Annotated in this window: 25 protein-coding genes; 18 read left to right on the plus strand and 7 right to left on the minus strand. The window is 43.5% G+C overall.

The window, feature by feature from the left end:
• Positions 1–761 precede the first annotated feature (761 nt).
• From BTW00_RS09075 to BTW00_RS09090, 4 genes are all read left to right on the plus strand, one after another.
• Positions 762–1,121 (plus strand): hypothetical protein, encoded by a 360-nt coding sequence (locus BTW00_RS09075; RefSeq protein ID WP_058023797.1) that lies wholly within the window; start codon positions 762–764, stop codon positions 1,119–1,121.
• A gap of 185 nt (positions 1,122–1,306) precedes the next feature.
• Complete coding sequence (locus BTW00_RS09080; RefSeq protein ID WP_075107145.1) at positions 1,307–2,035, plus strand: BLUF domain-containing protein; 729 nt, start codon at positions 1,307–1,309, stop codon at positions 2,033–2,035.
• A 4-nt stretch (positions 2,036–2,039) separates the two neighbouring features.
• Positions 2,040–2,573 (plus strand): ATP/GTP-binding protein, encoded by a 534-nt coding sequence (locus BTW00_RS09085; protein WP_058025048.1) that lies wholly within the window; start codon positions 2,040–2,042, stop codon positions 2,571–2,573.
• A gap of 8 nt (positions 2,574–2,581) precedes the next feature.
• Positions 2,582–2,986: a hypothetical protein gene (locus BTW00_RS09090; RefSeq protein WP_143506577.1), complete on the plus strand. Its 405-nt coding sequence runs from the start codon at positions 2,582–2,584 to the stop codon at positions 2,984–2,986.
• Between the two features lie 86 nt (positions 2,987–3,072).
• Here BTW00_RS09090 and BTW00_RS09095 read toward each other — a convergent pair whose 3' ends face one another.
• On the minus strand, positions 3,073–3,978 hold the full coding sequence (locus tag BTW00_RS09095; RefSeq protein WP_075107146.1) for a LysR family transcriptional regulator: 906 nt from the start codon (positions 3,976–3,978) through the stop codon (positions 3,073–3,075).
• Positions 3,979–4,137: 159 nt separating this feature from the next.
• Here BTW00_RS09095 and BTW00_RS09100 point away from each other — a divergent pair, with 159 nt between their 5' ends.
• From BTW00_RS09100 to BTW00_RS09110, 3 genes are all read left to right on the plus strand, one after another.
• Entirely contained in the window at positions 4,138–4,851 is a 714-nt protein-coding gene (locus tag BTW00_RS09100) for a pirin family protein (RefSeq protein WP_075107147.1), read from the plus strand.
• 67 nt (positions 4,852–4,918) lie between these two features.
• The gene (locus tag BTW00_RS09105) at positions 4,919–5,872 is read left to right on the plus strand and encodes a pirin family protein (RefSeq protein WP_075107148.1); all 954 of its coding nucleotides are present in this window, start codon (positions 4,919–4,921) and stop codon (positions 5,870–5,872) included.
• A 207-nt stretch (positions 5,873–6,079) separates the two neighbouring features.
• Positions 6,080–6,691 (plus strand): nitroreductase family protein, encoded by a 612-nt coding sequence (locus BTW00_RS09110; RefSeq protein WP_075107149.1) that lies wholly within the window; start codon positions 6,080–6,082, stop codon positions 6,689–6,691.
• Between the two features lie 173 nt (positions 6,692–6,864).
• Here BTW00_RS09110 and BTW00_RS09115 read toward each other — a convergent pair whose 3' ends face one another.
• The 3 genes from BTW00_RS09115 to nadR form a co-directional block, all read right to left on the minus strand.
• The gene (locus BTW00_RS09115) at positions 6,865–7,299 is read right to left on the minus strand and encodes a DUF962 domain-containing protein (protein WP_075107150.1); all 435 of its coding nucleotides are present in this window, start codon (positions 7,297–7,299) and stop codon (positions 6,865–6,867) included.
• Positions 7,300–7,507: 208 nt separating this feature from the next.
• Positions 7,508–8,239 carry a nicotinamide riboside transporter PnuC gene (gene pnuC, locus BTW00_RS09120; RefSeq protein WP_058025041.1) on the minus strand — a complete coding sequence of 244 codons (732 nt, stop codon included), beginning with the start codon at positions 8,237–8,239 and terminating at the stop codon, positions 7,508–7,510.
• 115 nt (positions 8,240–8,354) lie between these two features.
• Positions 8,355–9,413: a multifunctional transcriptional regulator/nicotinamide-nucleotide adenylyltransferase/ribosylnicotinamide kinase NadR gene (gene nadR, locus BTW00_RS09125; RefSeq protein ID WP_058025040.1), complete on the minus strand. Its 1,059-nt coding sequence runs from the start codon at positions 9,411–9,413 to the stop codon at positions 8,355–8,357.
• Positions 9,414–9,995: 582 nt separating this feature from the next.
• Here nadR and BTW00_RS09130 point away from each other — a divergent pair.
• The 4 genes from BTW00_RS09130 (at position 9,996) to BTW00_RS09145 (ending at position 14,295) form a co-directional block, all read left to right on the plus strand.
• Positions 9,996–10,208, plus strand: a complete 213-nt coding sequence (locus BTW00_RS09130; protein WP_058025053.1) for a PspC domain-containing protein — start codon at positions 9,996–9,998, stop codon at positions 10,206–10,208.
• Between the two features lie 451 nt (positions 10,209–10,659).
• Positions 10,660–11,646 carry a glycine--tRNA ligase subunit alpha gene (glyQ, locus tag BTW00_RS09135; RefSeq protein ID WP_143506583.1) on the plus strand — a complete coding sequence of 329 codons (987 nt, stop codon included), beginning with the start codon at positions 10,660–10,662 and terminating at the stop codon, positions 11,644–11,646.
• 9 nt (positions 11,647–11,655) lie between these two features.
• On the plus strand, positions 11,656–13,749 hold the full coding sequence (glyS, locus tag BTW00_RS09140) for a glycine--tRNA ligase subunit beta (protein WP_075107151.1): 2,094 nt from the start codon (positions 11,656–11,658) through the stop codon (positions 13,747–13,749).
• 249 nt (positions 13,750–13,998) lie between these two features.
• On the plus strand, positions 13,999–14,295 hold the full coding sequence (locus BTW00_RS09145) for a hypothetical protein (RefSeq protein WP_075107152.1): 297 nt from the start codon (positions 13,999–14,001) through the stop codon (positions 14,293–14,295).
• 133 nt (positions 14,296–14,428) lie between these two features.
• Here the strand turns inward: BTW00_RS09145 and BTW00_RS09150 are convergent, their stop codons facing one another.
• Both BTW00_RS09150 and BTW00_RS09155 read right to left on the minus strand, forming a co-directional pair.
• Positions 14,429–14,881: a cell division protein ZapA gene (locus BTW00_RS09150; RefSeq protein ID WP_075107153.1), complete on the minus strand. Its 453-nt coding sequence runs from the start codon at positions 14,879–14,881 to the stop codon at positions 14,429–14,431.
• A 107-nt stretch (positions 14,882–14,988) separates the two neighbouring features.
• Entirely contained in the window at positions 14,989–15,429 is a 441-nt protein-coding gene (locus BTW00_RS09155; RefSeq protein ID WP_075107154.1) for a hypothetical protein, read from the minus strand.
• Positions 15,430–15,641: 212 nt separating this feature from the next.
• On the opposite strand from BTW00_RS09155, the gene BTW00_RS09160 reads away from it, so the two are divergent.
• The 5 genes from BTW00_RS09160 to BTW00_RS09180 all read left to right on the plus strand — a co-directional run bounded on the left by BTW00_RS09160 (position 15,642) and on the right by BTW00_RS09180 (position 20,870).
• Positions 15,642–16,295 (plus strand): UPF0149 family protein, encoded by a 654-nt coding sequence (locus BTW00_RS09160; protein ID WP_075107155.1) that lies wholly within the window; start codon positions 15,642–15,644, stop codon positions 16,293–16,295.
• Between the two features lie 91 nt (positions 16,296–16,386).
• Positions 16,387–17,637 (plus strand): acetylornithine deacetylase, encoded by a 1,251-nt coding sequence (gene argE, locus BTW00_RS09165; RefSeq protein ID WP_075107156.1) that lies wholly within the window; start codon positions 16,387–16,389, stop codon positions 17,635–17,637.
• Positions 17,638–17,791: 154 nt separating this feature from the next.
• The gene (locus BTW00_RS09170) at positions 17,792–18,520 is read left to right on the plus strand and encodes a LysE family translocator (RefSeq protein ID WP_075107157.1); all 729 of its coding nucleotides are present in this window, start codon (positions 17,792–17,794) and stop codon (positions 18,518–18,520) included.
• Between the two features lie 766 nt (positions 18,521–19,286).
• The gene (locus BTW00_RS09175) at positions 19,287–20,501 is read left to right on the plus strand and encodes an RtcB family protein (protein ID WP_075107158.1); all 1,215 of its coding nucleotides are present in this window, start codon (positions 19,287–19,289) and stop codon (positions 20,499–20,501) included.
• 132 nt (positions 20,502–20,633) lie between these two features.
• Positions 20,634–20,870, plus strand: a complete 237-nt coding sequence (locus BTW00_RS09180; protein WP_075107159.1) for a hypothetical protein — start codon at positions 20,634–20,636, stop codon at positions 20,868–20,870.
• Positions 20,871–20,971: 101 nt separating this feature from the next.
• On the opposite strand, the gene miaB is transcribed toward BTW00_RS09180, so the two are convergent.
• Complete coding sequence (gene miaB / locus BTW00_RS09185) at positions 20,972–22,465, minus strand: tRNA (N6-isopentenyl adenosine(37)-C2)-methylthiotransferase MiaB (RefSeq protein WP_075107160.1); 1,494 nt, start codon at positions 22,463–22,465, stop codon at positions 20,972–20,974.
• A 347-nt stretch (positions 22,466–22,812) separates the two neighbouring features.
• Between miaB and BTW00_RS09190 the strand changes: the two genes are divergently transcribed.
• Positions 22,813–24,945, plus strand: coding sequence for a lytic transglycosylase domain-containing protein (locus tag BTW00_RS09190; protein ID WP_075107161.1), 2,133 nt, complete (start codon positions 22,813–22,815; stop codon positions 24,943–24,945).
• Positions 24,946–25,411: 466 nt separating this feature from the next.
• Positions 25,412–26,053, plus strand: a complete 642-nt coding sequence (locus BTW00_RS09195; RefSeq protein ID WP_058025029.1) for a hypothetical protein — start codon at positions 25,412–25,414, stop codon at positions 26,051–26,053.
• Positions 26,054–26,170 lie beyond the last annotated feature (117 nt).

Genomic DNA, 26,170 nt, shown 5'->3' on the forward strand with positions numbered 1-26,170 from the left:
TATTTGCCGTATGCGTTCTTCTGTTATTTGTCATTGCTATTAACACTGCTGTTTGGCTTTACGGGGCTGACGATTAGTAAGAAAGGAGATAATGCTAATATAGTCAATCCTCTATAAAAGAGTGACAGCGTTAATCTCACTTGAAATATCACATATACATCTGCGCTCGGTTCCTTTGTATCTCTTTTAAACTGAATTATCTATAGTGTAAAATCATGAATTGTACTATCTTTATAATTATGCGTTATGAGTTTCATGTCATTGTAACGGCTCTTAGCGTAACCTCTATTATTTATTAAATTTTCGCTCAAGATATTAATAAGTATTAAACACTATCACGAGTGAGCATTGCTTCAATTTTCACTTTCTCACTTGGTCACCCTAAATCTCTGTTAAATTTAACGTCAAAAAAGTAGTTTCTAGGCTCTAAAATATAATCATTATTAATTAGTATGATTTTTCCTACCCAGTGGTCGTTATTTCTCCTTGAATGGTCGGGTAGAAATGTGATCTGACCCCGTATATAGAATATAATAACAGCCACTACGGAAATTTGTTTACGATTACGCTATAGTTCCTGTACCTAAAAATACATTTAATTATTCGTATTCAATTATCATAATTCCTTAAGTGTAAGTAAGCATATTTAAGTTATACTAATATTTATATAGTCAATTCAGCTTAGCATAATTTGATATTGCTCGATTGTGCAAGTGTCTCTAATCGAGAATTATCTCAACACAAAAAAATAGGAAAAAAGTATGTCAAATATCAATGAGTCTTTACAAGAGTTAATGGATCTTGATGGTGCGATGGGTGCCTGCATTGTGGATTATATGTCAGGTATGGTGTTAGGCACGATTGGTGGCGGTGTCGATCTTGAGCTGGCTGCTGCCGGTAACTCACAAGTTGTAAAGGCAAAAGTAGCAACGATGAAATCACTCGACATCAAAGGTGAAATCGAAGATATGTTGATCACACTAGAGTCTCAGCTACACATCATTCGTCCGACAGCCAATCATGAAGATTTATTTATCTACTTAGTACTTGATAAATCAAAAGCGAACCTTGCATTGGCACGCCGTAAAGTACAGTCAATCGAAAGCAAACTAGAAATATAATTTGGCCAAAATCAATTGAGCCAGTCACTAGTTTATTGATTCTGCCTTATTACATCTGATGTATTACCTAGGATACACAATAAGGTCAAATTCGTTATATACAGTATGTATATAACGAATTATTAATTTATATATAGTTATAAGAACTTAATTAAGTTTTAGATGTTCTATCAAATGGTGGCAAAATGAAATGTATTGCATACGTCAGCAGAGCGCCTATCAAAGATCGCAGTATTCGTATGCCTAGTGGGTTATCAGACATCATTAGCGTCTCTAGTAAGCACAATCCACAGTCACACATCACAGGCATCATATCCTATCGTGAAGGGCAGTATCTTCAGGTGCTGGAAGGTCCTGATATTGAAGTAGATAAACTGATGGCTAAGATATCATCTGATACTAGGCATGAAAATATCTGGGTTTTTCTGAATAAAAGTGTAACTGAACGTAGCTTTCGTAATTGGGGCATCAGCGTGTTCGACTTTGTGGATCAAGGCACTTTTTTTGATGATTTTATTGAAAAAAATAGCGTTGTCTTAAACAGTTTCGATGAGCAGCAAACAAAACGTATTCAGCCATTTTTTGATATACACAAGTCTAATACCGCCTCCCAAAAGGATTATAAAGGTAAAAGTCTCAAATTATTGGCTTGGCCTGACCTAAATCATGTCAGTAATCCTCAAATGATTATGGATTTATGTGTCAAACTGACAAAAAAACCTTATCCGTTTGATACATTGGTCGCTAGTGGTGAGTTTGGATCTTCTCCTCAAGTCACAGAAATAATCAATGGGTTTGATCAATCAGGTATACTGAGCGTGACAGAGACACAGCCGTTAGACGAGCCAAAGGTTAATGAAAAAAAGCCTAATAAGTTTTATGGCGCGATCAAGAAATTCTTAGGAATGAGGTAAAAAATTGAATTATCAGAAGTTAGCTATCATTGGTGAGGTAGGTGCTGGAAAAACTCAAATGGTTAAGACGTTGAGTGAAATTAACCCTTTTGAGACAGAGGCAAAGTCGAGTATCGATATTGGTAAAGAGTACACGACTGTCGGTATCGATTATGGCAGAATTACTTTATCTGATGATATGGCACTAGGTATCTATGGAGTTCCAGGTCAAGAGCGTTTTTCTTTTTTGTGGGAATTTGTCAACCACTCTTTGTGGGGCTTGCTCATCTTAATCAAGCATGGCGAGACGCCTGATTATGCAAATTTAGATAAACTGCTACACTTTTTTGCACCAGCAAAAAAGCAGACGACCTGTATCGTTGGTATTACTCACTGCGAAGATGCCGATAAACAAAGCGTGGCTGTGCTCGGACAAGAGATCAGAGTCATGCTGATGGAACACGATATAGTCGCGCCTGTGATCAATGTAGATCCAAGAAATAAAGAGTCCGCTGTGTCTCTATTATCATTATTTAATACCCTGAACAATCAAGGTTGATGTTAGATATGACTACACAAAACGAAAAATCACCTGCAAAAATAGCACTTTTGGGTCACATGAAAGCGTTGTGTGAGGCCAATAGAGAAATCATATTGGTCAGCTTATGCACCACAGATGGTTTTCCTATTAGCTGCTTCTCGATCAAAGAGTTGAGCAACCAATCCGACAAGTTTGCGGCGATGAGCAGTACGCTATCAGCGCTCAGCGACTCATCAGCTGCCCAGATGAAACAAGGTAAGTGCGATATCACAATCGTTGAAGCCACGTCTGGCAATATGCTGTTTGTCAAAACAGACTATATCGGCAAACCATGTGTATTGACCGTTGTGGCACAAGACAAGATGGCATTAGCAGAAGCAAGATATAAGACTAAGAAGCTGATTGGTGAAATCTCATCTATTACTGAGTAACGTGAAATTATTGATAGTAGATCGCTTCTTAGAGTAGCTGCAACGCTATACTTTGTAAAAGATTAACCTTGCTCAATCAAATCTTATCAAAAATCATCCCAATACGGATGATCACCAAAGCGCTCAGCAATGAAGTCAATCAAATAACGACAACGCTGCGATAAAAACCGATTTTTTGGATAGACGGCATAAGCGTTTAGTATTGGCAATTGATACTGCTGCAAAATCGGTACTAGCTCGCCACGCGCCAGCTTTTTATAAGCGATGAAAGTTGGAATGACGGTAATGCCATGTCCTTTTACTGCCAAATCCGTTAAAAACTCACCGTTGGTGGCTTTAATTTTGGCGTTCATCGCGTGATAATGCTTTTTTCCTTGGGCGTCAATCAGCTCTATATTGTTTGTTTGACCAAGACTGTATTGCAAAAACTCATGCCCCTCCAAATCTTCTAATGTATCAGGTGTGCCCATTTTTTTTAAATAGTCGGGGCTGGCGCAGATGACGCAACGAATCCGTGCCAGCGGCTTTGCTTGATAACTAGAATCTCGTAGCTCTCTGATTCGAATAGCCAGCTCATATCCTTCTTCAATCAGATCAACATGCCGATCAGAAAAATCCAATTCAAACTTCAGGTTTGGGTGCTGATTGGCGTATTCATCAATCACATCAGTCAGATGCATAAGACCAAACGATAATGGCGCGGTCATCTTTAGCGTACCCCCAATGCGCGTTGGCGTATCATTGGTAGTCTCGTTCAAGGCATCAACCGCGTTTAAGATACTGTTGACCTGCTGATAATACTGCTCACCTGCTTGTGTCAAGTGAGAGTGGCGCGTCGTACGGCTGATTAACTGAGTGCCTAGGCGCGCCTCCAAGTCTTTTAGGCGGCGGCTGACGGCTGACTTTGCAATATTTAATTGTTCGGCGGCTTTAGTGATGCTGCCTGCCTCGACAATGCGTACAAACATCGCCATGTCTTCTAACTGTCCCATTATCGATGCCTCATTATTGTTCTAATAAAAAGAATAGTTATTTGCACTTATGTCTGTTTATCTCTATATAGTCAACAATTATAATAGATACATTGTTCAATCACGTGAATTAATAACAAATATATAGATAATAAACGTATGGACAGTTAAGGATAAATAATGAAAACGATCTATCATGCAGCAGACTCACGCGGTAATGCCAATCATGGCTGGCTAAAAAGCCGTCATACCTTTAGTTTTGCCAATTACTATAATCCTGAGCGTATGGGCTTTGGTGTTTTACGTGTCATCAATGATGATTTTGTCATTGGTGGTCAAGGGTTTGGCAAGCACTCACACCGTGATATGGAAATTATCAGCATTCCTCTAGCTGGCAAACTTGCGCATGGCGATAGCATCGGTAATGAGGGCATGATTGAGACGGGTGAGATCCAAGTCATGTCAGCGGGCACAGGCATCACTCATAGTGAAATGAATGGCAGTCGTGAAGAAGCTGTGAGATTTTTACAGATCTGGGTCATGCCAAATAAAATGAGTGTTGCTCCTCGCTATCAGCAAGTGCACATGGGGACCATCATGACGCCCAATGAATTCAATCAGGTGCTATCACCAAATGCAGATGATGCAGGGGTTTGGATTCATCAAGATGCTTGGTTCAGTATGGGAGAGTTTGATGAAGGCGTGACGCAGACCTACCAACTAAACAATCCTAATAATGGTGTTTATATTTTTGTGATTGCAGGAACAGTCGTGATAGACGGTAACATTTTGTCTACTCGAGATGGCCTTGGGGTTTGGGATACTAAGCACTTCACTATGGAAGTGAAAGAGGCGGCAAAAGTATTGCTGATGGAAGTGCCGCTTTCTATGTAGATCACGGATGAGCGCCGTAGCATCGTTCGTTCGCTCGACTAACCGCATACAGATCAAGAGGTGCCACATGACGATTAGAACTCTAGAGCCACGATCAACGGAGGTTGGTGGTGTTCCTATCGCACGGTTATTACCCAATAAAGGCAAACAACCGATTGGCGCATGGTGCTTTTTGGATCATGCAGGGCCAGCTGAGTTTGCTCAAGATGATTTAGGTGTCCAAGTTGGGCGCCATCCGCATACCAATCTACAGACGTTTAGCTGGATGATTGATGGTGAGATTTTACACAAAGACAGCTTAGGTAGCGAGCAAGTCATTGCCAAAAACCAAGTCAACCTCATGACAGCAGGTACTGGGCTGATGCAAGGTATTAGCCATACAGAGCAAAGCGTTTTTTTGGACAGTGCTGACTCAGATGTTGCTCACTCAAGCGTCACTGCACGTAGTATCAATATGATACAGCTGTGGATTGCTTTACCCACTGACCAGCAGATTGAACGCAGTTTTCATCATTATCCGGAGCTGCCAGCATGGACTGAGGGCAACGTCGAGCTGATTCTGACCACGGGCAGTTACAAATCAGCATCTGGTGAGCACCATCAAGCGCCAACGTTGCAGTACTCAAAGATAGTTGGTATCGATGTACATTTTTTAGAAGATGGAGATATCACGCTAAATTTGGAGGCGAGCTTTGAGTACGGTATTTTGGTGGTTGTCGGTACGCTAGAGTCTGAAGGTCAAGTATACAAGAAAGACCAGTTATTGCGTTTTGATCATGATGACATGATCGACAAGACCTCTATAGAGCTGGTAGCAAACAAGGGCACACGTTTGATGTTCATTGGTGGGGAGCCTCTAAGCAACCAAGTATTACTGTGGTGGAATTTTGTCGCTGACAACAAAGAGGAGCTCAAGCAATCGGTCATTGATTGGAACAATGGTCATGAGCGTTTTGGTGAAGTGGATTCTAATATGCAGCGTCTGGTGGCACCAGAACTACCCAAAGGCTTCAAAGGCTAATTATCAACACGAAAAATTTATTAATCTATTTTTCAAAGGTAATCATCATCGTTAAGTTTTTTTACAAAAAATACATGGGGTTTCAGGTAAATTGTTCCGATAATAGCCCACATAAATAAACTGTTTTATAACGACTTGTTGATCACAAGATCGACAAGGTCTATCAACCCAGAGCAAATCATTCCTACAACAATATGGAGAAGTACCATGTCAGAACTAAAAGACTTACAGCAATTAGCAGAAAAGCGCCGTTCTATCTATGCACTCAGCGACCAGTTGCCAGTATCTAACGATGAAGTCGTAAAAGTAGTTGAGCATGCTGTCTTGCATACACCATCATCATTTAACTCGCAATCAACGCGTGTCGTTGTGTTATTCGGCGATGATCATCACAAACTATGGGATATGACTGAAGATGTACTACGTGCAATCGTCGGTGATGAAGAAGCGTTTAAATCTACTAAAGACAAAATTGCTGGGTTTAGAGCGGGTGCTGGTACGGTATTGTTCTTTGAAGATAAAGCAGTGGTGAGAGGCATGCAAGAAGCGGCGCCTTTATATGCTGATAATTTCCCAATTTGGGCAACTCAGACCAACGCAATGCATCAGTACGTCATCTGGACGGCGCTAGCAAGCATTGATGTCGGTGCAAACTTGCAGCATTACAATCCAGTGATCGATCAGAAAGTCGCGAGCACTTGGAATGTTGATGCAGATTGGGAGCTAAAAGCACAGCTGGTATTTGGTAAGATTGAGCAGCCAGCAGGCGACAAAGAATTCAAGCCACTTGATGAGCGTATGAAAGTGTTTGGTGCTTAATGTTGTTGTTTGAGAATAGACAACCTATGGCCTTGCTTAGGAAGTTTGCTAAATAAACTACAGAGCACGTAAAAAACGCCACCCAAGCATCGGGTGGCGTTTTTTTATGAATAAAGGGTAAAGACAGCAAAGCTACATTGGATATTTGCAGAACTGATGCGACAATTTAATGATTATTTACGTTGCATCAAACTGTTGGCGACCCATGCTGGACCGATTAATAAAAACTGTAAATCTTCAAAAAACGAGGGTTTTTTGCCTTCGATTTTATGACCAATAAACTGACCAATCCAAGCAACAACAAATACTGCCGCCCACGCTTTGAATCCCCATGGCATTGCCGCCATGACCGACAGACAAATCAGAATAAACAGCCCCATTGCCAAAAATAGCGGCGTCGATAAGCGTATATAAAACAGTAATACTAACGCGCTCAGTACGAGAGTAAACCATACAGACAGCGACATTCCCATGCCCAGCAGGCTGACAAAAATCGTTGGGACACATAGCCAATGGATTTTCTTATTAATCAGGTTTTGGTGACTGACCGCATACTCACTGAGCCACTGCTCAAGCGTGCGTTTGGATATTTTGGGTTGACGAGACATACTAACCTCCTTGTTAGTTGTTGAAGTAACACATTGATAGTGATGCAATATTTTGATCGCATAACCAACCCTACCAGTTGTAGCACTAATTGCGCGTGTCCACCATGTTATCTGTTAGACGGTGGAGTCAATTTCGCTCGTATTGCCAATGCGATATTGGTAAGACTTATCTCAATATCTCAAACGCTTTTTTCTACAGATGTTGCTATTAACCTCGTTCGCTGCGGTGCCACTCATAGAGACCGACAAAGGCGTTTACCTGATACACCATCGTCTGAATCGCAAAAATATAGTTGCCAGACATGAGATTGACGATCAGCCAGACAAAGTTGACGATGATCCATAACCACCAGTTAAAGGAATAACGCAGAATCATGGCAGCTTGCGCGGTAATAGAAAGTACAAAGGCAATGACGTTGATCCAAAAGAAAGAGATAAATCCCAAAAACAGGCTATTATCATCCTCTACGACGGCATAACCGTAGCTCGCCAGTAGATCATTGACGGTTGGGAAAAGGGCAAGACCGATGATGATAAATGCGGCAGTGATCAACCACACCGCTTTGCTCGCTGATTTTGGGATCATGTCGCCATCAGGGTCGGTGTGCTTTGACCAATAAAAAATGCCATAGACATGAGTGAAAAAGTTAAATAGGGGCGCGAGCATCAGACCCACGGCGCCAGATGTTGCTTGTACAATGACTTCCCCTGCGGTTGCGCCCATACCAAAGCCATTACCCATGACGTTTTTTCGAAAAGATAGTGACACCACACAAATCAGACCAATAAACGAGACAGCCAAGTAAAACCAATCAAGCGTGGTATGATCGGTTGTGAGCCAAAAACCTGCGGACAGAGCAATGACCCCGCAAATAAACCAAACGATGATCCATTGCATCGACCATTTTCCGGTGATGTTATCCAGTAGCTGAATACGCATAAATTTTTCCTCTAAAATTGATACTGATTTCAATATAGTGCTAACGACAACATAATGTTAACTGCAACGCGCTAGCTGAATAAATGATGATAAATAGGGCACTCTTTGATGCCTCTTATAATGTTTTGCCATAGATATGCTGATCGATAAATTGCAGTGCTTGCTGATAACGAGCATCGTAATCGGGCTGGTCAATCATATGCGGCGCGATATCGTGACGAGCAAAAATATCTAGCAAGCGCTGCTCGAACCGTCCACGTGCTTCAGGCGTACCTAAAGAGCGCATGCCGTCATCAACCCATGGCGTATTGTTATCGAGCATGATGGTGTGGTCTAAGCGAAACTCATCAACGCAAGCAGCGACAAAAGGATGCGTGCGACCTTCGTACTCTTCACAAAACGCTTGTGTGGTCACAAAATCCGTATCAACGATCGTAACCGGAGCCGTTGCATTGGCTTTAGCATCGCGTATCGCTTGCGCATGATCCAGACAAATAGGGCCGTAATCGCTGTACTGTAGCCCAACTTCGCTGCCGCCCAAATCTGTGCCCACATACAGACGGCCCATCTCCAGCGCAAAGCTGGCACCATAGTAATTAGCCAGCTTATGCACCAGTGTTGTCTTGCCAGAGCTTTCGCCGCCGACGATCGCAACGGTTTTTGTATAGTTAGCGCGTGCCTCTGGATGGATTGCTGACCAATGGGCGACTGGGTCGCGAGCAATGGCGTACGAGTCGAACTCAGGCTGTAGCACTGTCGTGACCACTTGTAGGATAAGTTGCTCTTGTACATCACTCTGCGTCAGTGGGTGGTTCTCCGCCATAAACAATGCTGTCTCTGCAGGGAGTGCTAATGCCTTTATCAAGCGCTGCAATTTGGCATTACTAGTCGCCACATCGATCCTGACATTTTCGCTACTATCATAAAGATGCTCATGAAGCGGTAACTCGATCTCATCAGTAGTATGAATATGAATAAATGGCAAATCCGCACAGGCCATCTGTAGCCAACGCGCTTTGTCTTGTAAGGTGATCGTAAAATCTGGATGCGGTGATGGATGCGTCATAATGACGATATGCAGGGTCTTTGCTTGTCCTGCTGCTTCTAATATGCTGCGCATTTGCCCCAAATGTAAGGGCTCAAAGTGTCCAATCATCAATCCGTTGTCGTACATAGCCATCCTTATTCTGTTTTGGGCTTATATTTGTTTCAGATTTAAGGATAAATTCTCTAAAACCTGAGTTACTTATGAGCATGGTATAAAGGTTTTGGAGGATTTACAGGTAGGTTATTGTAAATCTGACTTATATTTGACTCTTACGCAGATTATTATGTTTTTCATCAGCGGTTTTTGTGTGAATCTAAAAATAAAAAGCGAGTGATGATTTTTTGACAATTGAAGGTTTGAGCATTCATTACCACTATCAAGTCGCTATCAAAACACCACTTATCTCTTTGATTCATTTAAAAAATAATGAACTGTGTAAATAGCTAAAGCAAGGTTTTAGCAACAAAGTAAATTCTGAAACATTTTGAAATAACTATTTAAAATCAGGGGCTTGCGTGGTGGTATGACAGGTTAGGGCAAGCTTACGTATCATAAACTCACAAAGTACGTCTATACCTTCAACAGATAAATTTTCAAGAATTGATATACTTATTTATAAGTTGGCAAGGTGAGGTAGCCTTGAGACTAAAAAAGCAAGAAAAAGATAAAAAATACATTATAAAAATAGATAACAGAGAGGTATTTAGTTTGGCTAAGTTAGCAAAATTACATCGCTCACAAAATAATCGCATGATAGCGGGCGTTATGGGCGGTATTGCAGAATATGTCGGCTGGTCACCTACGTGGGTCAGATTGCTATTTGTAATTGTCTCGTCGCTAAGCGCTGCTGTACCGGGTATTTTGATCTATATCATATTATGGATAGTCATGCCAAAAGCCAATAGTGACTCCTACCAGTAACCAGGCTTGATATTTAGGCATTAATACCCGTTAAAAGAAATAAATCTTTACCACAAGCAGTTGTCCAACAAGCAGTCTCCAAAAATAAAAAGCCTGAATCATCAGGATGCCCAAGATACAATTTTCCTCCTGCCCGAATGCTCACGCATTTGGGTATTTTTTTGTTTTCAAGATTAGTCGCCGGTCAGGCGTTTTTTATGATGGTTCGGTCGTAAATCAGGGATATAGTCGCGTGTTTTTATCGACAACGCAAATTTAGTTAACGTAAATATGGATAAAATAGTCAATTTTTAGTAAGGTGAGCAGGCAAATAGCGTCGTTGCCAAATAGGTGATGAGTGCTATCAGAGATTTATTTAATCATACCCATTTCACAGTGACTTACTATGAAAACCCAAACTATGACATCCGAAGCGACAACCCCGATGACACAAGACCAAACTCCTCAACCGATGACTTTTCAGGACTTAATCCTAACCTTACAGAATTATTGGGCTGACAAAGGCTGCGTGGTATTGCAACCTTACGATATGGAAGTCGGCGCGGGCACGTTTCATACCGCCACGTTTTTGCGCTCGTTAGGTCCTGAGCGTTGGAACGCTGCGTATGTACAGCCATCGCGTCGCCCGACTGATGGTCGCTACGGTGACAATCCTAACCGTTTACAACACTACTATCAGTTCCAAGTCGTACTAAAGCCGAACCCACCTAACATTCAAGAGCTATATCTGGACTCGCTACGCGCTATTGGTATCGATCCATTGGTGCATGATGTACGTTTTGTGGAAGACAACTGGGAATCACCAACGCTTGGCGCCTGGGGACTTGGATGGGAGATCTGGCTTAACGGTATGGAAGTGACCCAGTTTACCTATTTCCAGCAAGTCGGCGGTATTGAGTGCTTCCCAGTAACAGGCGAGATTACTTACGGTCTTGAGCGCTTGGCGATGTATGTGCAAGGCGTTGATAGCGTCTATGACTTGGTCTGGGCAGATGGCGAGTTTGGCCGCGTCACTTATGGCGATGTGTTCCATCAAAACGAAGTTGAGCAATCGACCTATAACTTTGAGCACGCTGATGTGCCAATGATGGGTGAGATGTTTGATTTTTATGAGCAGCAAGCAGATAAGTTGGTTGAAGCAGGCCTGCCATTGCCAGCCTATGAGATGGTCTTAAAAGCCTCTCATGCGTTTAATTTACTTGATGCCCGCGGTGCGATTTCGGTCACTGAGCGTCAACGCTTTATTCTGCGTGTACGTACACTGGCGCGTAAGGTAGCGTTTGGTTATGTCGAAGCTCGTGCCAAACTTGGCTTCCCATTGGCAGATGAAGCGCACCGCGCCGAAGCTCTTGAGAAGTATTTGCCAAAAGAAGACGCGGCAACAGACAGCTTAGCCAAAGAAAGCACTGACAACAATCAACCGACGAACAAGCAATAGGAGCATCCCATGAGTACTATTCTATTTGAACTGGGGTGTGAAGAGCTACCTCCAAAAAGTTTAAAACCATTGCGTGATGCGCTGCAAACTAGTGTCACTGAGCAATTATCTGCAGCTGAGATCACCTTTGATAGCGTCAAAGCCTTTGCCGCACCGCGCCGTTTGGCGATTCAAATTGAAGGCATTAGCGCTAAGCAGCCTGACCGCACTGAGCAAAAACGCGGACCAGCCATCAAAGCGGCATTTGATAGCGATGGCAATCCAACCCGCGCGGCGATGGGTTTTGCTAAAGGCTTAGGTATCGAAGCGAGTGAGCTTACGACCATTAACACCGATAAAGGTGACTATGTCGGCTTTGAGCAAACGATCAGTGGTCAAGCGACTACCGAGCTACTGCCAGCTATTTTTCAAACGGCGTTAGATAGCCTACCGATTGCCAAACGTATGCGCTCAGGCGCAAGTCGCAACGAGTTTGTCCGTCCCGTACAGTGGGTAGTATTGATGCAGGATGACACTGTTATTGATGCCACTATCCAAGGGCATGAGACAGGCTTGCAAACTCGTGGGCATCGTTTCCACAGCCCTGACTACCATGATATTGCTCATGCCAATGACTATGAGCAACTGTTAGATGGTCTAAAAGTCGTGGCAGATTTTGATAAGCGCCAAATGCTGATCAAAAACCAAGTCAAAGCATTGGCAGATGAAGTTAATTCTGATGCTATCGTACCGCAGGATTTGTTGGACGAAGTTACCGCATTGGTCGATTTCCCCATTGCGCTACGAGCAAGCTTTGAGGCGCGTTTTTTGCAAGTGCCACAAGAAGCGCTTATCTCGACCATGCAAGCGGATCAAAAGTATTTTTGCTTGACGGATAAAACGGGCAAATTGCAGCCGTACTTTATCTTTATCACCAATATTGAGTCTAAAGACCCCAATCAGATTATCGAAGGTAACGAGAAAGTGGTGCGTCCGCGTTTGGCTGATGCCGAGTTTTTCTTCTTACAAGATCAAAAGCAGCCGTTATTTGCACTCACAGAGAGCCTAAAAACTCGTGTATTCCAAGACAAATTGGGTACGATTTGGGAGAAGTCTGAGCGTATTGCTAAGCTTGCCGCGTTTATTGCTACCCTAATGCAGCAGCAAGGCCACGATATCAACGTCGATGACACCGTACGTGCGGGTATTTTATCCAAAGCAGATTTGGCCAGCTCGCTCGTTGGTGAGTATCCTGAATTGCAAGGTATCGCGGGTACGTATTATGCACGTTTGAATGAGGAACCTGAAGCGGTTGCAGCAAGCTTAGAAGAGCAATACCTGCCCAAGTTCAGTGGTGATGTATTACCGCAAACACCAGTTGGTATTTGCTTAGCGTTGGCTGATCGCCTAGATACGCTCGTTGGTATTTTTGCGATTGACCAAGCACCGACGGGGTCAAAGGATCCGTTTAGCCTACGTCGTTCTGCCATTGGTATTTTGCGTATTTTGATCGAAAAGCAGTTACCAATTAATCTTGTCGCATTGGTTGAGCAAGCGATTAAAGGCTATAGCGATGCTGAAGGTAGCAAAATTGCCAAAATGGGTGATACTTTTACCCAAGTCATGGCGTTCTTAAACTCGCGCTATCGTGCGATGTATACCGAGCAGGGCGTTAGCGTTGATACGATTCAGGCCGTACAAGCGATTAACCCGCATATGCCGCTTGATTTTGATCAGCGTATTCGCGCCGTACAAGCATTTAGCGAGCTGTCACAAGCGTCGATGTTGGCTGATTCAAACAAACGCGTTGCCAATATATTGGCCAAGTCAGAAGTGAGCGTTGCTGATACGGTTGATGAGACGCTACTATCTGAGACTGCTGAGCAAAATTTATATGCAAATGTGCAGCAAGCACAGACAGTGGTACAGCCATTGCTTGAGCAAGCGGACTATACGCAAGTATTGCAAACGCTGGCGAGCTTAGATGAGCCATTGACACAGTTCTTTGATAATGTGATGGTCAATAGCGACGATGCGGCGCTCAAAAATAACCGCTTGGCATTGCTCAAGCAGGTACGCGCCTTGTTCTTGACTGTGGCAGATATCAGCGAGCTACAGCTATAACTGCTAGCCTTTAATCTTAGATTTTGATACAAAAACTGGCTCAATGTGGCCAGTTTTTTGTTGCTATAGCACTTGGGTATTCGTCAGTGCCATGAATGACAAACAAGCATCATTGATAATTAACCGTAAAGGCATTGTGCCATTGCCATTATTGACGGTAAAATTTAGGCATTAGAGCGTCTTGGATCATGGTAAGTGTCATCACTCTTGTTATTCATTACGTTTATTTGTCGTTGAAGGAGCGCTGCCGTGTTTGCCGTTGTTATTGTCATTCTTATTATCTGGGCTTCCATGTGGGCTTTTTACAAGTTTATGTACCCACGTCCACCCAAAAGCATGATGCCAAAAGAGGGTGATGTCACCACACCACGTCAGTGCAATTTTTGCGGTAACCGTTTGGCGGAGTATCGCGGTGTCCTTGAAACTAAGCCTAGCTTAGCGACAACCAATGATGGTAATACTGAATCAGCCCAAGAATTATTCTTTTGCAATTATGAGCATCAGGCAGACTTTCACGCAGGCAAGACTTATAAACCTTATGCGTAAGCAGATAGATAAAAACGATTGACCATAAAAAAGCGCTTAGTATGGATAAACTAAGCGCTAACAGGCTGAACGGCTCTCTATCAGACTGTCTATCCTTTCGAATAACCTGTCTGCTGATACAACGCCGCGACTATTACAAAATAGAGTGGGCGTCTTTCATGATTTTATTTAGCAATGCCTGTGATTGCTTGTCTTTTTGCAAGCGGTCTTCATCACTTCTTTGGTTGGCATGGATTTTTTCGTATAAATTCAAGCAGCACAGCACCAGTATGCTTTCTTGACTGAGACTTGGTGCATCTCGCTTTAGATCAAGCGCATAGTTATTGATATAAGAGACCGCCGATAGTAGCTCTTCTTGCTCATGAACGGGACAAAAAATTGGATAAGTCACGCCAGCAATCGCGATATCGACTTTTTTGATCTGGGGCTCAGCCGCTTTGCCATTGGCTTGAGACGATGTGCTGGATGTGCTCGCCCCCGATTGAGTGGATTTTTGTACGGCTACGTCTTTATTCGGTGCTTGAGTATTTTGTGATGGGTTATTTTCTGTCTGTTTTTCTATAGCGTTGCTTTGGTTGTCGGTCATGATACATCCTACAATGTCTGGTCAGTGAAATGAGTGATATCAGGTTTTACAAATAGCGTTGGGCGGTTTAATAAGTAGCATATTTTGCTATCTATTACAGGAATGCGTTAGCTTTCTGCTTGATCGATGCGGGTTAAGCGTTGCAAGACGACTTGCGTGCGCTCCGCTGCCAACTGATTCTTTTTTTGCAGCTCATTGTTCTGTTGTTTGATATCGCTGTATTGCTGCTTCAATTCATTATTGTGCTTTTGCAGCTCGCTATTTTGTTGTTGTAATTGGCTGATTTGTTTTTGTAGTTTGTCTTGTTCTTCACCGATCATATGATGCGCTTCTGCGAGACTCTGATAGCGCTTGTCGAGATCGTTCAGTTGCTTTTTTGCGCCATCACGCTCGCTGTGGCTGGCATCAAGCTTGTTTTTTAGAGCAGAGACTTCTTTTGCATCGCTAACAGGGTGTTGTTTTAGGCTGCTAAGTTCAGCACTGACAAGCTGATACTGTTTTTTGATGTCGAGTACCATTTTTTCTAATATTCTAAGTTGATCATACATAGTCAGTTTTTATCCTTAACAAGTAAGCGTGAATGAATTTTGTTCGCTGCATTTAATAATGCCATAGGTGACCGCATAATATCTATATCAACAAAGTAATTACAAGTACGAGGCTTTGTCTTTTTACTTTTATCTATCGATGATTTGTCCCAGACATTTTGTCGTGACTATTTTTATTTTTTGAACAGTAATCAACTACTAGGACCTCTATTATGAATGATAATATCTCTGGCTGGAATACTTGGCTGACTGCGTTTGATGATTGGACGGACGTGTCTATCAGTGAGGTGCACGGCCTGATGACAGGGCTGATGACGGCGTGTAACGCGCCTGATGAGGCCACATGGGCAAAGGTGTTTGAAGAGCTGAGCTTTGCACCGCTACCAGAGGCGGCATTGACGTTGCTGACAGAAGAAGCAGAAGACACGGTGTTTCAGTTAAAAGATAAAGATGATGCATATGCTTATATGCCGCTCATACCTGATGATGAACATGATTTATACGAGCGCGTGATGGCATTGAAACAGTGGTCAAACGGCTTTATGACGGGTTTTGGTATTACTGATTGTAATTTGAGTAGCGAAGAGAATGAGATGCTCTCAGATTTGGCTAAAATTGGTGGCATTCGGTTAGAAGAAGAAGAGGATTTTGAGGGGGGAGAGGAGTCTTATCTTTATATCTACGAGTTTGCTCGTATGGTGCCTGTGAGTTTTGCGACGCGCAAACGCAAGCCTGTAAAAGACATCGCCCTGATTGCTGGACTATCTATCAATGCCAAAACCACCAAAGAGCTACAAGCAGAAGGCAAGTTGCTAAAACCGATGCCACCCGTGCTTGACGTGATGAATCAGAATAATCCATCATAAGACAAATCTGATACCTCATAGTTTTTAAGAAATGACTTTTAAGAAATGACTTTTAAGACATAATTCTTAAAAATCATAATAGGGATATTTTATGATCCAAGATACTAATGACAATGCTAGCAATGACCAACAGTTAAAGCCTGCTACGCACCCGAGTAATAGCCTTGATTGGCTGACACGGCTTATCGCCTTCGATACAGTCAGTCGACACTCCAATCTAGCATTGATTCATGATGTGAGAGCGTATTGTGAGCAGCTTGGTCTGACAGTGGATTTGACCTTTAACGAGGCAAAGACCAAGGCCAACTTGTTTGTGACCGTAACCGCTGGCGAAAACGCTGACCAAATTAATAACGGTTTGGTGCTCTCAGGTCATACTGATGTCGTGCCTGTCGATGGTCAAGACTGGACATCAGAGCCGTTCACCGCGACGATACGTGGTGACAAGCTATACGGACGCGGTGCGTGCGATATGAAGGGTTTTATTGCGTGTGCGTTAACGATGTTGCCACAAGCTGTACAGCTATCAAATAGCGGTCAGCTGCGTCGCCCATTGCACCTCGCGCTGTCGTTCGATGAAGAGGTGGGCTGTTTGGGTGCACCATTGATTTTGGCGGATTTAAAAGCGCGCGGTATCACCCCTGATTATTGCATCGTCGGTGAGCCAACCAATATGGCGATGGTGGTTGCACACAAAGGCATCGCGGTGTATCGTTGCCGTGTCCATGGTAAATCGGCGCATTCTTCATTGATTGGACAAGGGGTCAATGCGATCAGCTACGCTAGCAAATTGGTGGGCTATGTTGACACGCTTGCTGAAGAACTGAGCACTCGTGATGACGCTTTAGAAGACGGGGATGCATTGTTTACGGTGCCTTATTCTACCTTATCAGTAGGTACGATACACGGCGGCACAGCCACCAATATCGTACCCAATCTGTGCGAGTTCACCTTTGACTACCGCAATCTGCCGCACATGACGCAAGACGATATACTGGCACCCATTCAAGCAAAAGTCGCTGAGCTAAATGCGCAAATGCAAGCACGTGCGCCTGAAACGGGCATCGAGCTGATGCAAGAAGAGAGCGTCCCAGCAATGACGGATAGCGATAGTGCTGAGTTACAGTCATTGATAGCGGCGCTCACTGGTGACGACGAGCGTCACAAAGTCGCTTACGCAACAGAAGGTGGTCAGTTTACCAATGCAGGCATCCCAACGATCATCTGTGGCCCTGGTAGTATTGAGCAGGCACACAAAGCGGATGAATATGTAGAACTGATCGAAATCGAACGTTGTGACGGCTTTTTGCAAAAACTATTAGACAGTTGTACTGCCAAGTAGCTTATAGAGGTGTCGATACGCTATAAAAGTGGCAAACATATGTATATAATGTGAGAAGTATCAATAATACCGCCTGAATGGCGGTATTTCTTTTTTTGGCGATGTGGCTGTTCGTATAAGAAGCATTTATATATAACAAAGTAGGGGTTAGCTGATGTCTTGGCATCTGTTTGCAGTATTTTTCGCAAGTACGTTTTTGATTTCCGCAACACCAGGTCCCAACATGTTGTTGGCATTCCAGTATGGCATGAACTATGGCGTGAAGCGCACATTATGGACGCTGGCAGGGTTGAGCCTTGGGCTATTTATCTTGCTGCTATCGACTTTACTTGGGCTGGATGTGATCAGTCGCCAGTCGCCATGGCTGCTCACAATTATCAAAGCCGTGGGCGCGGCATACTTGGTATATTTGGGCATCAGCTCATGGCGTGATGCGGGTGATGGTAGCTTGATGAGCGATGCCAAGGAGTTAAGTGCTGAGGTTGAGGCCGACTATGGGGCTTTTGAAGGTCAAGCTGGTACACCGCAGCCGCGCTCGCTGTCGAGTGCTGCGGTCAAGACAAGTCCGAGCAATCTCACTTTATTCCGTACAGGAGTCTGGGTATCTTTATCTAATCCAAAAGCGATATTATTTTTCGCAGCGTTCTTTCCTAAGTTTATTAATTTTAGTGCGCCACTATGGCCGCAATATATCTTATTGACCATTGGGCTATTCATGAGCGAAACGATTTGGCAGATTGTCTATACGCTAGGCGGAAAAAAGCTGGCAAGTTGGCTCGATGTTGGTAATCGTTTAGCATGGCTTAATCGTGGTTGCGGCATTATCTTTATTATAATTGCAGCGGCTTTGTTTGCTGAAGTAATTAATAGTTTTATGCTATAAAAAGTTATTAGTTATTATTTGAAATAATCACTTTGTTAAATGAATCGCTATAGTATTGCGTTTTTTGTTATTCAAAAATTAATAGTTGACAATATTTTTTAAATCGTTATTATTATCTCACTGATTTATAGTCTTGCTATAAATTTCTAATAAATCTGCTACTGTCGCCCTGACATTAGCCACAACCTATGGAGGAATCATCGTGTCCTATATAACTGTTAAGACGTTTTTAAAGATTGAATGTATGAAAAGCATGACAACAATGAAGACTTCGAAAAAGTTTGGCTAAATTTATATATAGCTATTGAGTGATATTCTATCTATTCATATCAATGAATAGCCTCCTATATGTACTCGCTCCATCCTTCCTCTAAATCTACTTTGTCAAAATAGCGATGCGATAGTGCTAAGTAGTTTTGTGCTTGCTGTTATCTGTTTATCCAACATTCTGCTGTATCTTTATTACCAAAAAATCATTCACGCTAACACTTAGCGATTGTCTACCTGCGCGCATAATATTTACGCCCTTATTTTTGGTATGAAAGATTCTTCTTTAAAACGTCCATAATAAAGCAGCCATGAATTTTTATTGATTTTTAATTAATAAAAATACGGATTTTTATTGCCTATAATTTCTTAGATAATAATTTTTTTCTTATTAAACCATTATGTTTAATTGAGAAAGATAAGTAATGTCTAAAAAATATAAATAGGCGAATTGAAAAAATGCATGGCTTTAAGAATAAAAAAAACGGAAAAATAAATAATGAGCATTCAATTATTATTAAATAAAAATAGTAAACATGGCGTGCCTGTCAAAATCTACACCTCGGATGTCGAGCAAGGCGCGATGCAGCAATTACGTAATTTGGCTCAGCTAGATTTTGTACACTCGCACATTGCGGTCATGCCTGATGTGCATGTGGGCAAAGGCGCGACCGTTGGCAGCGTGATTCCGACCAAGTCTGCCATTATTCCTGCGGCGGTCGGCGTAGATATCGGCTGCGGTATGAACGCGGTACGCTTATCACTCACGGCAAGTGATCTGCCTGATAGCTTAAAAGCGCTGCGCTTGGTGGTCGAGCAGCAAGTGCCGGTGGGTTTTAATATGCACAAGCAAATCCAAGCAAAAAGCTCCACGCTTGATCCGCTCGGCAAACGTCTAAAACCGATTACCGATAAGCATTCAGGATTGCTCAAAATGCTTAAAGGTTTTGAGCGTACGTGGGCCAAACAGCTGGGTACACTTGGTGGTGGCAATCATTTCATCGAACTGTGCTTGGATGAAAACCAAGATGTCTGGGTGATGCTGCATTCTGGTAGTCGCGGTATTGGCAACTGTATCGGGCGCTATTTTATCAATCTGGCCAAAAAAGAGCGTCAATCACGCTTTGGTCATGTGCCTGATCGTGATTTGTCGTATTTTGCCCAAGGGTCTGACAGCTTTGCTGATTATGTTGAGGCAGTTAGTTGGGCGCAGGATTACGCGCTAGAGAATCGCCGCGAGATGATGCGATTGGTGATTAAGGCGCTGCAGTCGCCGCAAGCAGGATTGCCACGATTTCAGCTGACCAAAGAAGCCATCAATTGCCATCACAACTACGTTAATGAAGAGGTGCATTTCGGCGAGCAGGTTTACGTGACGCGTAAAGGCGCGATCAGTGCTTATGCCGGTGAGCTTGGCATTATCCCCGGATCTATGGGCGCAAAATCCTTTATCGTCCGTGGTCTTGGCGCGGCAGAGTCGTTTTGCTCTTGCTCACATGGGGCGGGGCGACAGATGAGCCGTGGTAAAGCGATACGCGCGTTCACCATTGATGAGCTAAAAGCGCAAACCGATGGTGTCGAATGTCGCAAAGACAAAGGCGTTATCGATGAGATACCGGGCGCGTATAAAGACATTGATGAGGTGATGGCCAATCAAAAAGACTTGGTTGAAGTGGTGCATACGCTGAAGCAAGTCATGTGTATTAAGGGCTAATACCAAACCTGCAAATCCTCTTAGCATCGTCAAACTTGCTTAATGTACTGGATATACAATTTGCGCTCGTTTTCCTCGCCAAGATGATTTTCGGCGTTGGTATCTAAAAAGGATTAAAGAATAGGTAACTATATGAGCTTAAAACAAACTCTAAAGAAAGCCAAACAAATTGAGAGACAGTTAGACAATCAGACTGAAGCAGGTGCACAGCACTCGCTAGGCACAATGAAACCGCGTAATTATCTAGCGCTTGATCCGCTGTTAAGAAAGGGTGGTCTTCATGAAAAGGAAGATATCGATATTGTCCGCAAGAAACGTCGTCGTGAGACCAAGCAGCAGCTACGGAAGACAGATTGGTTATCAGAATAGTGATGGTTAACATTCACCCGCAAAAAAGCCGTTCTCTATTATAGTGAACGGCTTTTTTATTCTTACTCAAACTTATAATTTAACCATTGTTACCTTAACAGTTAGGCTAATACTTCGATTAGCTCGCCTTTTACCATATGCGGGCTAACAAAATCAGTGATGCGCACGCTGACGAGTTTACCAAGTAACTCATCCATTTTCTCAACATCATGAGGGAACATAACGGTACGAGTGTTATCTGCCGTACCGATTAAGCAGTCAGGATGACGATTGGCGATTTGTTCAACCAAGACGCGAGTAGTAGTACCGACCATCTCATGCGTTTTAGCCAGTGTTGAATCGATAATAACTTTTTGGAACTCAGCCAAGCGAGCTTTCTTGGTCGTGAAGCTTACATCATCTGGCAACTCAGCGGCTGGCGTACCTGGACGCTTAGAATAGATAAAGCTGTAAGAGTGATCGAAGTTCAATTCTTTCGCCAAGTTCAAGGTATCTTGGAAGTCTTGATCGGTCTCACCAGGGAAGCCAATGATAAAGTCGCTCGACAAGTGAATATCTGGACGAATGGCTTTTAGCTTATTAATCTGATTAATATAAACGTCGATCGTATGGTTACGTTTCATCGCTGCCAAGATAGCATTTGAGCCACTTTGAACCGGTAGATGTAAGTGCGATACTAGCTCTGGTAATTGGGCATATGCGTCAATGATATCATCAGTGAACTCTAGCGGATGGCTGGTCGTATAGCGAATACGCTCGACACCGTCGACATGCGAGACATAGTGCAATAGCTCAGCGAAACGGCAAATACTGCCATCGTCTTTTTCGCCGCGATAGCCGTTGACGTTTTGACCCAATAGGTTGATTTCACGAATACCTTGAGCGGCAAGGCTATCAATCTCAGCCAATACGTCATCAAGTGGACGTGATAATTCTTCACCGCGGGTATAAGGAACGACGCAGAATGAGCAATACTTTGAGCAGCCTTCCATGATAGAGACAAAGGCTTTGTAGCCTTCTACTCTTGGCTCAGGTAAAAAGTCAAACTTCTCAATACTGGGGAAGGACACATCAATCGTGCCAATACGGTTTTTGGGTGACACGTGGCGCTGATCGTTGGATTGATCATACAGCTCAGGCAGACGGTGCAGGGTTTGCGGGCCAAACACCATATCCACATAAGGCGCGCGTTTTTGGATATTGTCGCCTTCTTGTGAGGCCACGCAGCCGCCAACGCCAATCACGAGATCAGGACGTTTTTCTTTGAGTTTGCGCCAGCGCCCAAGCTCTGAAAACACCTTTTCTTGCGCTTTTTCGCGGATAGAGCAGGTATTCATCAACAGCACGTCGGCTTCATCAATGTTGTGCGTCACTTGCATGCCGTGCGAGTCACCCAAGACATCGAGCATTTTGTCCGAGTCATAGACGTTCATCTGACAGCCTTGGGTGGTGATAAAGACTTTTTTAGTCGATGATTTTTCGACTGGTGCTTGGGCTGAACTTTGCTCCTTGAGTGCAGTGACAGCACGTGCGGTGACAGTCGTCTCAGCAACAGCATCATCATCGATGCGGGGATTGAATAAAGTAACACTCATAAGGGGAAGTCCATGATTGACCAAAAATATAACGGAGTAGCCGATTAACAGGTGGCGTATTTTATCACACCCCTGTACTAATGTGAAAAATTAGCACCGACAATAAACCCTCAGTATGACAAATAATTCATAGCAGTATCAATTATTTACTACGACTGATGCTCACCATTCATAAAACCAGCACTCTTTATCATTGCTATGTTACACCGTGCTCTCCTATTTATTAACAAAAGGTAAAGGAGATAGTTGAAAGCACAATGAGTATAGTATGATGATTGCGATACCTTTGGCGGTACTTAGCGAACCGTTATTCAAATATTTGTAGAGATATTATAAAGAGAGTCAGTATGACAAAGTTGCGTGTTGCGCATAGCATCAAGGATGAAGAATTTACCAGTGAAAAGCAGACGTCGAAACGACTCACAGTAGGCTCGTTGTGGATAAGCGCATTGAGTGTGGCAACCGCTATAAGCGCGCTTGGTGTGTCACAAGTGGCTTGTGCAGAGCTGACGTGGGGTGATGAGGAGAGCTATCAACAAGAGGGTAACTATCAGCAAAATTATCAGCAAGACCGTAGTATTGACTCATTTATGGCAGCGGCTATCGCAGCGGATCGCGGCGATGTGGGTGCGCTCTATAATTATGAGCAAATCATGAGCGGCGGTCTATTTGCCATGTATCCAACCTATTGGCGGATGAATTTAGATCTCAATTCACAAAGTTCAGCGGCCGTATCACAGTTTGTGCGTCAGTATCCAGATACGGTCATGGCTGAGAAGTTGGTGGCTGATTTTGCGGAGACTAAAGCGGGTTCAAATGACTACGCCTCGGTTAGACAAGTGGCAAATCTGATTACCAATCCTGATGCCAGTGAGCGCTGCGCTATTGCCCTTGGGTTCAATAATGGCGGTGATACCATGCGCGCCATGGCAGCCAAATCTGATGTTTGGCTCACCACCAAAAAGCAGCCAGCCCTTTGTGACCAGCTAGCGATGGAGATGAATAACAACGCGCTCATTAGCAATCAAGATCGCGCTGCTCGTCTCAAACGTATGTTACGAATAGGCAAAACGGGTGACATCATGGCGCTGTCGTCACGCCTAGGTACGCCGATTGCTTATTCGGCGCTTAGTGAAATTCAGCTAAATCCCTCGTCGTTTTTTAGCCGCTTTGGCCGCGAGCCCGCCAGTCAAACCAATCAATACCTATATTTATATGCCCTTGGCCGTATCGCAGACAAATCTTATCGAGAGGCGGCCCTGCAGTTAGACTTCGATATCAAGCAAGACAATCAGCGCGCTGTCAAACTATTAAATGATGAAACGCGTCGTTACGCTTACCGTACGCTTGGCGTTAAGCGCATGAACCACAATACCGATGACGGTTTTAATGCTGAAGCAGTAGACTGGTTCCGCAATAGCTTAGATGATGACTTTAACTTTGAAGAAGCTGAAGACTATGCCATGGCGGCAATCCGCTTTGGCCGCTGGGATGATGTGGTTGAAGCTATTTCAAAAATGGATGGTGAAATTCAGAAGGATGGTCAGTGGCAATACTGGCTGGCTCGTGCTTATGAGCAATCGAGTAATAGTAGCAAACGCAATACTGCTAAAAAGATGTATCAAAATCTAGCAAAAAGTAATGACTATTATGGATTGATGGCAAAAGACAGAATCGGCCAGCGTTTTGATGCCAGTCGTCTAGGTGGTAGCAATTTGCCTAATGTCAGTACCGCTGACCGCGCGCGCGTGATGCAAGATGGCAACTTTGCTCGTGCATTTGCCTTATATAACTCTGATGCTAGCCGCGCGTATGCCAACCGCGAGTGGAACTGGGCGGTGAAGCAAGCACGCGATAACCGTGATGACAATCTGATCATTGCTGCGGCTCGTCAAGCGTATGACATGGGCTGGCTCGATCGGGCGATTTATGCCGTTGATAATACCGATAGAGTCGATAGCTTGGCACTTTCGCACCCTATGCCGCACCAAGAGTCAGTGGTGCGTTATAGTCAATCAGCAGGCATTGATCCAGCGTGGGCTTATGGCATTATGCGTCAAGAGAGCCGTTTTGTGTCTTCTGCGCGCTCAAACGTGGGCGCCAGTGGGTTGATGCAAATCATGCCTGATACGGCAAAATATATCGCGCGTAACTTAGGTGAGACTTATAGTGCGAGCCGTGCTAATAGTGGCGATACCAACATTCGTTATGGTACATGGTATATGGGTGATATCTTAAGTAAACTGAACTATCAGCCAGTACTGGCAACCGCAGGGTACAATGCTGGACCCAATAATGCCAAACGCTGGCAACCAACCTATGGCGCAATCGCCGCAGATCAATATGTCGAATCGATTGCCTTTCCTGAAACACGTAACTATGTCAAACACGTGATGGAAAACGCTACTATCTATAGCAGTCTGCTGGGTCGTAGCCAGCCAATCAGTCAACGTATGGGTACAGTACCTGCTGCTTTTTAATCAGTGAATTCGTATTTAATAGACCACTAGCTTTTATAGTTAACGGTCTATTTTTTATGGGTTAAATGGCAGCAAGTCTTAGTACTTTATACAATAAATACTGAACTTAATTTTGCAATTGTTGACGAGCACGACAACGTTTACGTTTTTGCTATAGATTAAAAAAGACATTTTGTTACCATTGCTTTAATTGACGTTTATGTTCTTAGATCGCTATGTGTTTAATGCTGTTGGCACAATGATTTAAGTGATAGCCCATGTTTTATCATTGCTAATTGCTCCCAGCCCTATGATCAAAAAATACTTCAAACTGCCTGTATTATCGAAAACTCGGCAACCGTTACTGATTCAGGTGCCCCGGTCATCTAATACGAAAGCAGAAACAAGCTCAAAATTTAAGACATCCAGTTTCTTGGTGCAGTTCCGTGGAAGTTTGATAAGTGGAAGTTTGATAAATAGGCATCATATGGGTAAAGTTAATAAAACGACGAGTTTTGGTGCTTTGTTAATCATACAAGGTCTTATGCTTACGCCAGCATATGCGGCGAGCACGGTCAAAGCTGGCCAGCGCGTATTGATGGTCGAGATGACCCCCGCGCTATGTAGCATGCAGCCGACAAGAGCCCGCATGCGTCAATGTCTAGAAGGCTATTCGTTAACAGTTTCAGGCTTAGACATGGGCTACGGCGAACGCTGTGGTCGTGGTAGCGAGCCACGTTTGACACCACTACAACTAAAGGTTGTCAATCGCATCATGCCTGATACGACAGTACGTAGCCAAACGTGGCAGCGCTATGGTGCTTGTAGCCCACTGAGTGCCAGTCGCTACTTCCGACAAATCACTAACTACGCTGGTGAACTAAAGCTTCCTAACGAGCTGAATACGGGCAACAGTTATACAGTCTCTAAATCTCGATTTATTAGTCAAATGACGCGCCTAAATAGTGGTATGTCATCAAATAGTGTCGATCTCATTTGCCAAGAAGGCAGTCGTCGTCAATCGATACTGACGGATATCCATGTGTGCTATGAGGGTAGCAGTTTTGGCACTTGTCACAATGTTGTAGATAACTGCGGCAGCCAATTCATCATTTCAGGTGGTAGATAGCTTTTATTTAACTATTTTTTAGATAGTCTACCGTTCTTTTTCTACATCCTTTTCGGTACTGTTTTCAATAAAATCTGAATAAACTTGTCCGTATTACATTGTCATTTTTATGCTCTT

It is taken from the genome of Psychrobacter sp. C 20.9, assembly GCF_001921765.1.
GTDB classification, from domain to species: domain Bacteria; phylum Pseudomonadota; class Gammaproteobacteria; order Pseudomonadales; family Moraxellaceae; genus Psychrobacter; species Psychrobacter piscatorii_B.

Coding starts and splice junctions, on each gene's coding strand:
- BTW00_RS09075 (WP_058023797.1), top strand. CDS start 762: ATGTCAAATATCAATGAGTCTTTACAAGAGTTAATGGATCTTGATGGT.
- BTW00_RS09080 (WP_075107145.1), top strand. CDS start 1,307: ATGAAATGTATTGCATACGTCAGCAGAGCGCCTATCAAAGATCGCAGT.
- BTW00_RS09090 (WP_143506577.1), top strand. CDS start 2,582: ATGACTACACAAAACGAAAAATCACCTGCAAAAATAGCACTTTTGGGT.
- BTW00_RS09095 (WP_075107146.1), bottom strand. CDS start 3,978: ATGGGACAGTTAGAAGACATGGCGATGTTTGTACGCATTGTCGAGGCA.
- BTW00_RS09100 (WP_075107147.1), top strand. CDS start 4,138: ATGAAAACGATCTATCATGCAGCAGACTCACGCGGTAATGCCAATCAT.
- BTW00_RS09105 (WP_075107148.1), top strand. CDS start 4,919: ATGACGATTAGAACTCTAGAGCCACGATCAACGGAGGTTGGTGGTGTT.
- BTW00_RS09110 (WP_075107149.1), top strand. CDS start 6,080: ATGTCAGAACTAAAAGACTTACAGCAATTAGCAGAAAAGCGCCGTTCT.
- BTW00_RS09115 (WP_075107150.1), bottom strand. CDS start 7,299: ATGTCTCGTCAACCCAAAATATCCAAACGCACGCTTGAGCAGTGGCTC.
- pnuC (WP_058025041.1), bottom strand. CDS start 8,239: ATGCGTATTCAGCTACTGGATAACATCACCGGAAAATGGTCGATGCAA.
- nadR (WP_058025040.1), bottom strand. CDS start 9,413: ATGTACGACAACGGATTGATGATTGGACACTTTGAGCCCTTACATTTG.
- glyQ (WP_143506583.1), top strand. CDS start 10,660: ATGACTTTTCAGGACTTAATCCTAACCTTACAGAATTATTGGGCTGAC.
- glyS (WP_075107151.1), top strand. CDS start 11,656: ATGAGTACTATTCTATTTGAACTGGGGTGTGAAGAGCTACCTCCAAAA.
- BTW00_RS09150 (WP_075107153.1), bottom strand. CDS start 14,881: ATGACCGACAACCAAAGCAACGCTATAGAAAAACAGACAGAAAATAAC.
- BTW00_RS09155 (WP_075107154.1), bottom strand. CDS start 15,429: ATGTATGATCAACTTAGAATATTAGAAAAAATGGTACTCGACATCAAA.
- BTW00_RS09160 (WP_075107155.1), top strand. CDS start 15,642: ATGAATGATAATATCTCTGGCTGGAATACTTGGCTGACTGCGTTTGAT.
- argE (WP_075107156.1), top strand. CDS start 16,387: ATGATCCAAGATACTAATGACAATGCTAGCAATGACCAACAGTTAAAG.
- BTW00_RS09170 (WP_075107157.1), top strand. CDS start 17,792: ATGTCTTGGCATCTGTTTGCAGTATTTTTCGCAAGTACGTTTTTGATT.
- BTW00_RS09175 (WP_075107158.1), top strand. CDS start 19,287: ATGAGCATTCAATTATTATTAAATAAAAATAGTAAACATGGCGTGCCT.
- BTW00_RS09180 (WP_075107159.1), top strand. CDS start 20,634: ATGAGCTTAAAACAAACTCTAAAGAAAGCCAAACAAATTGAGAGACAG.
- miaB (WP_075107160.1), bottom strand. CDS start 22,465: ATGAGTGTTACTTTATTCAATCCCCGCATCGATGATGATGCTGTTGCT.
- BTW00_RS09190 (WP_075107161.1), top strand. CDS start 22,813: ATGACAAAGTTGCGTGTTGCGCATAGCATCAAGGATGAAGAATTTACC.
- BTW00_RS09195 (WP_058025029.1), top strand. CDS start 25,412: ATGGGTAAAGTTAATAAAACGACGAGTTTTGGTGCTTTGTTAATCATA.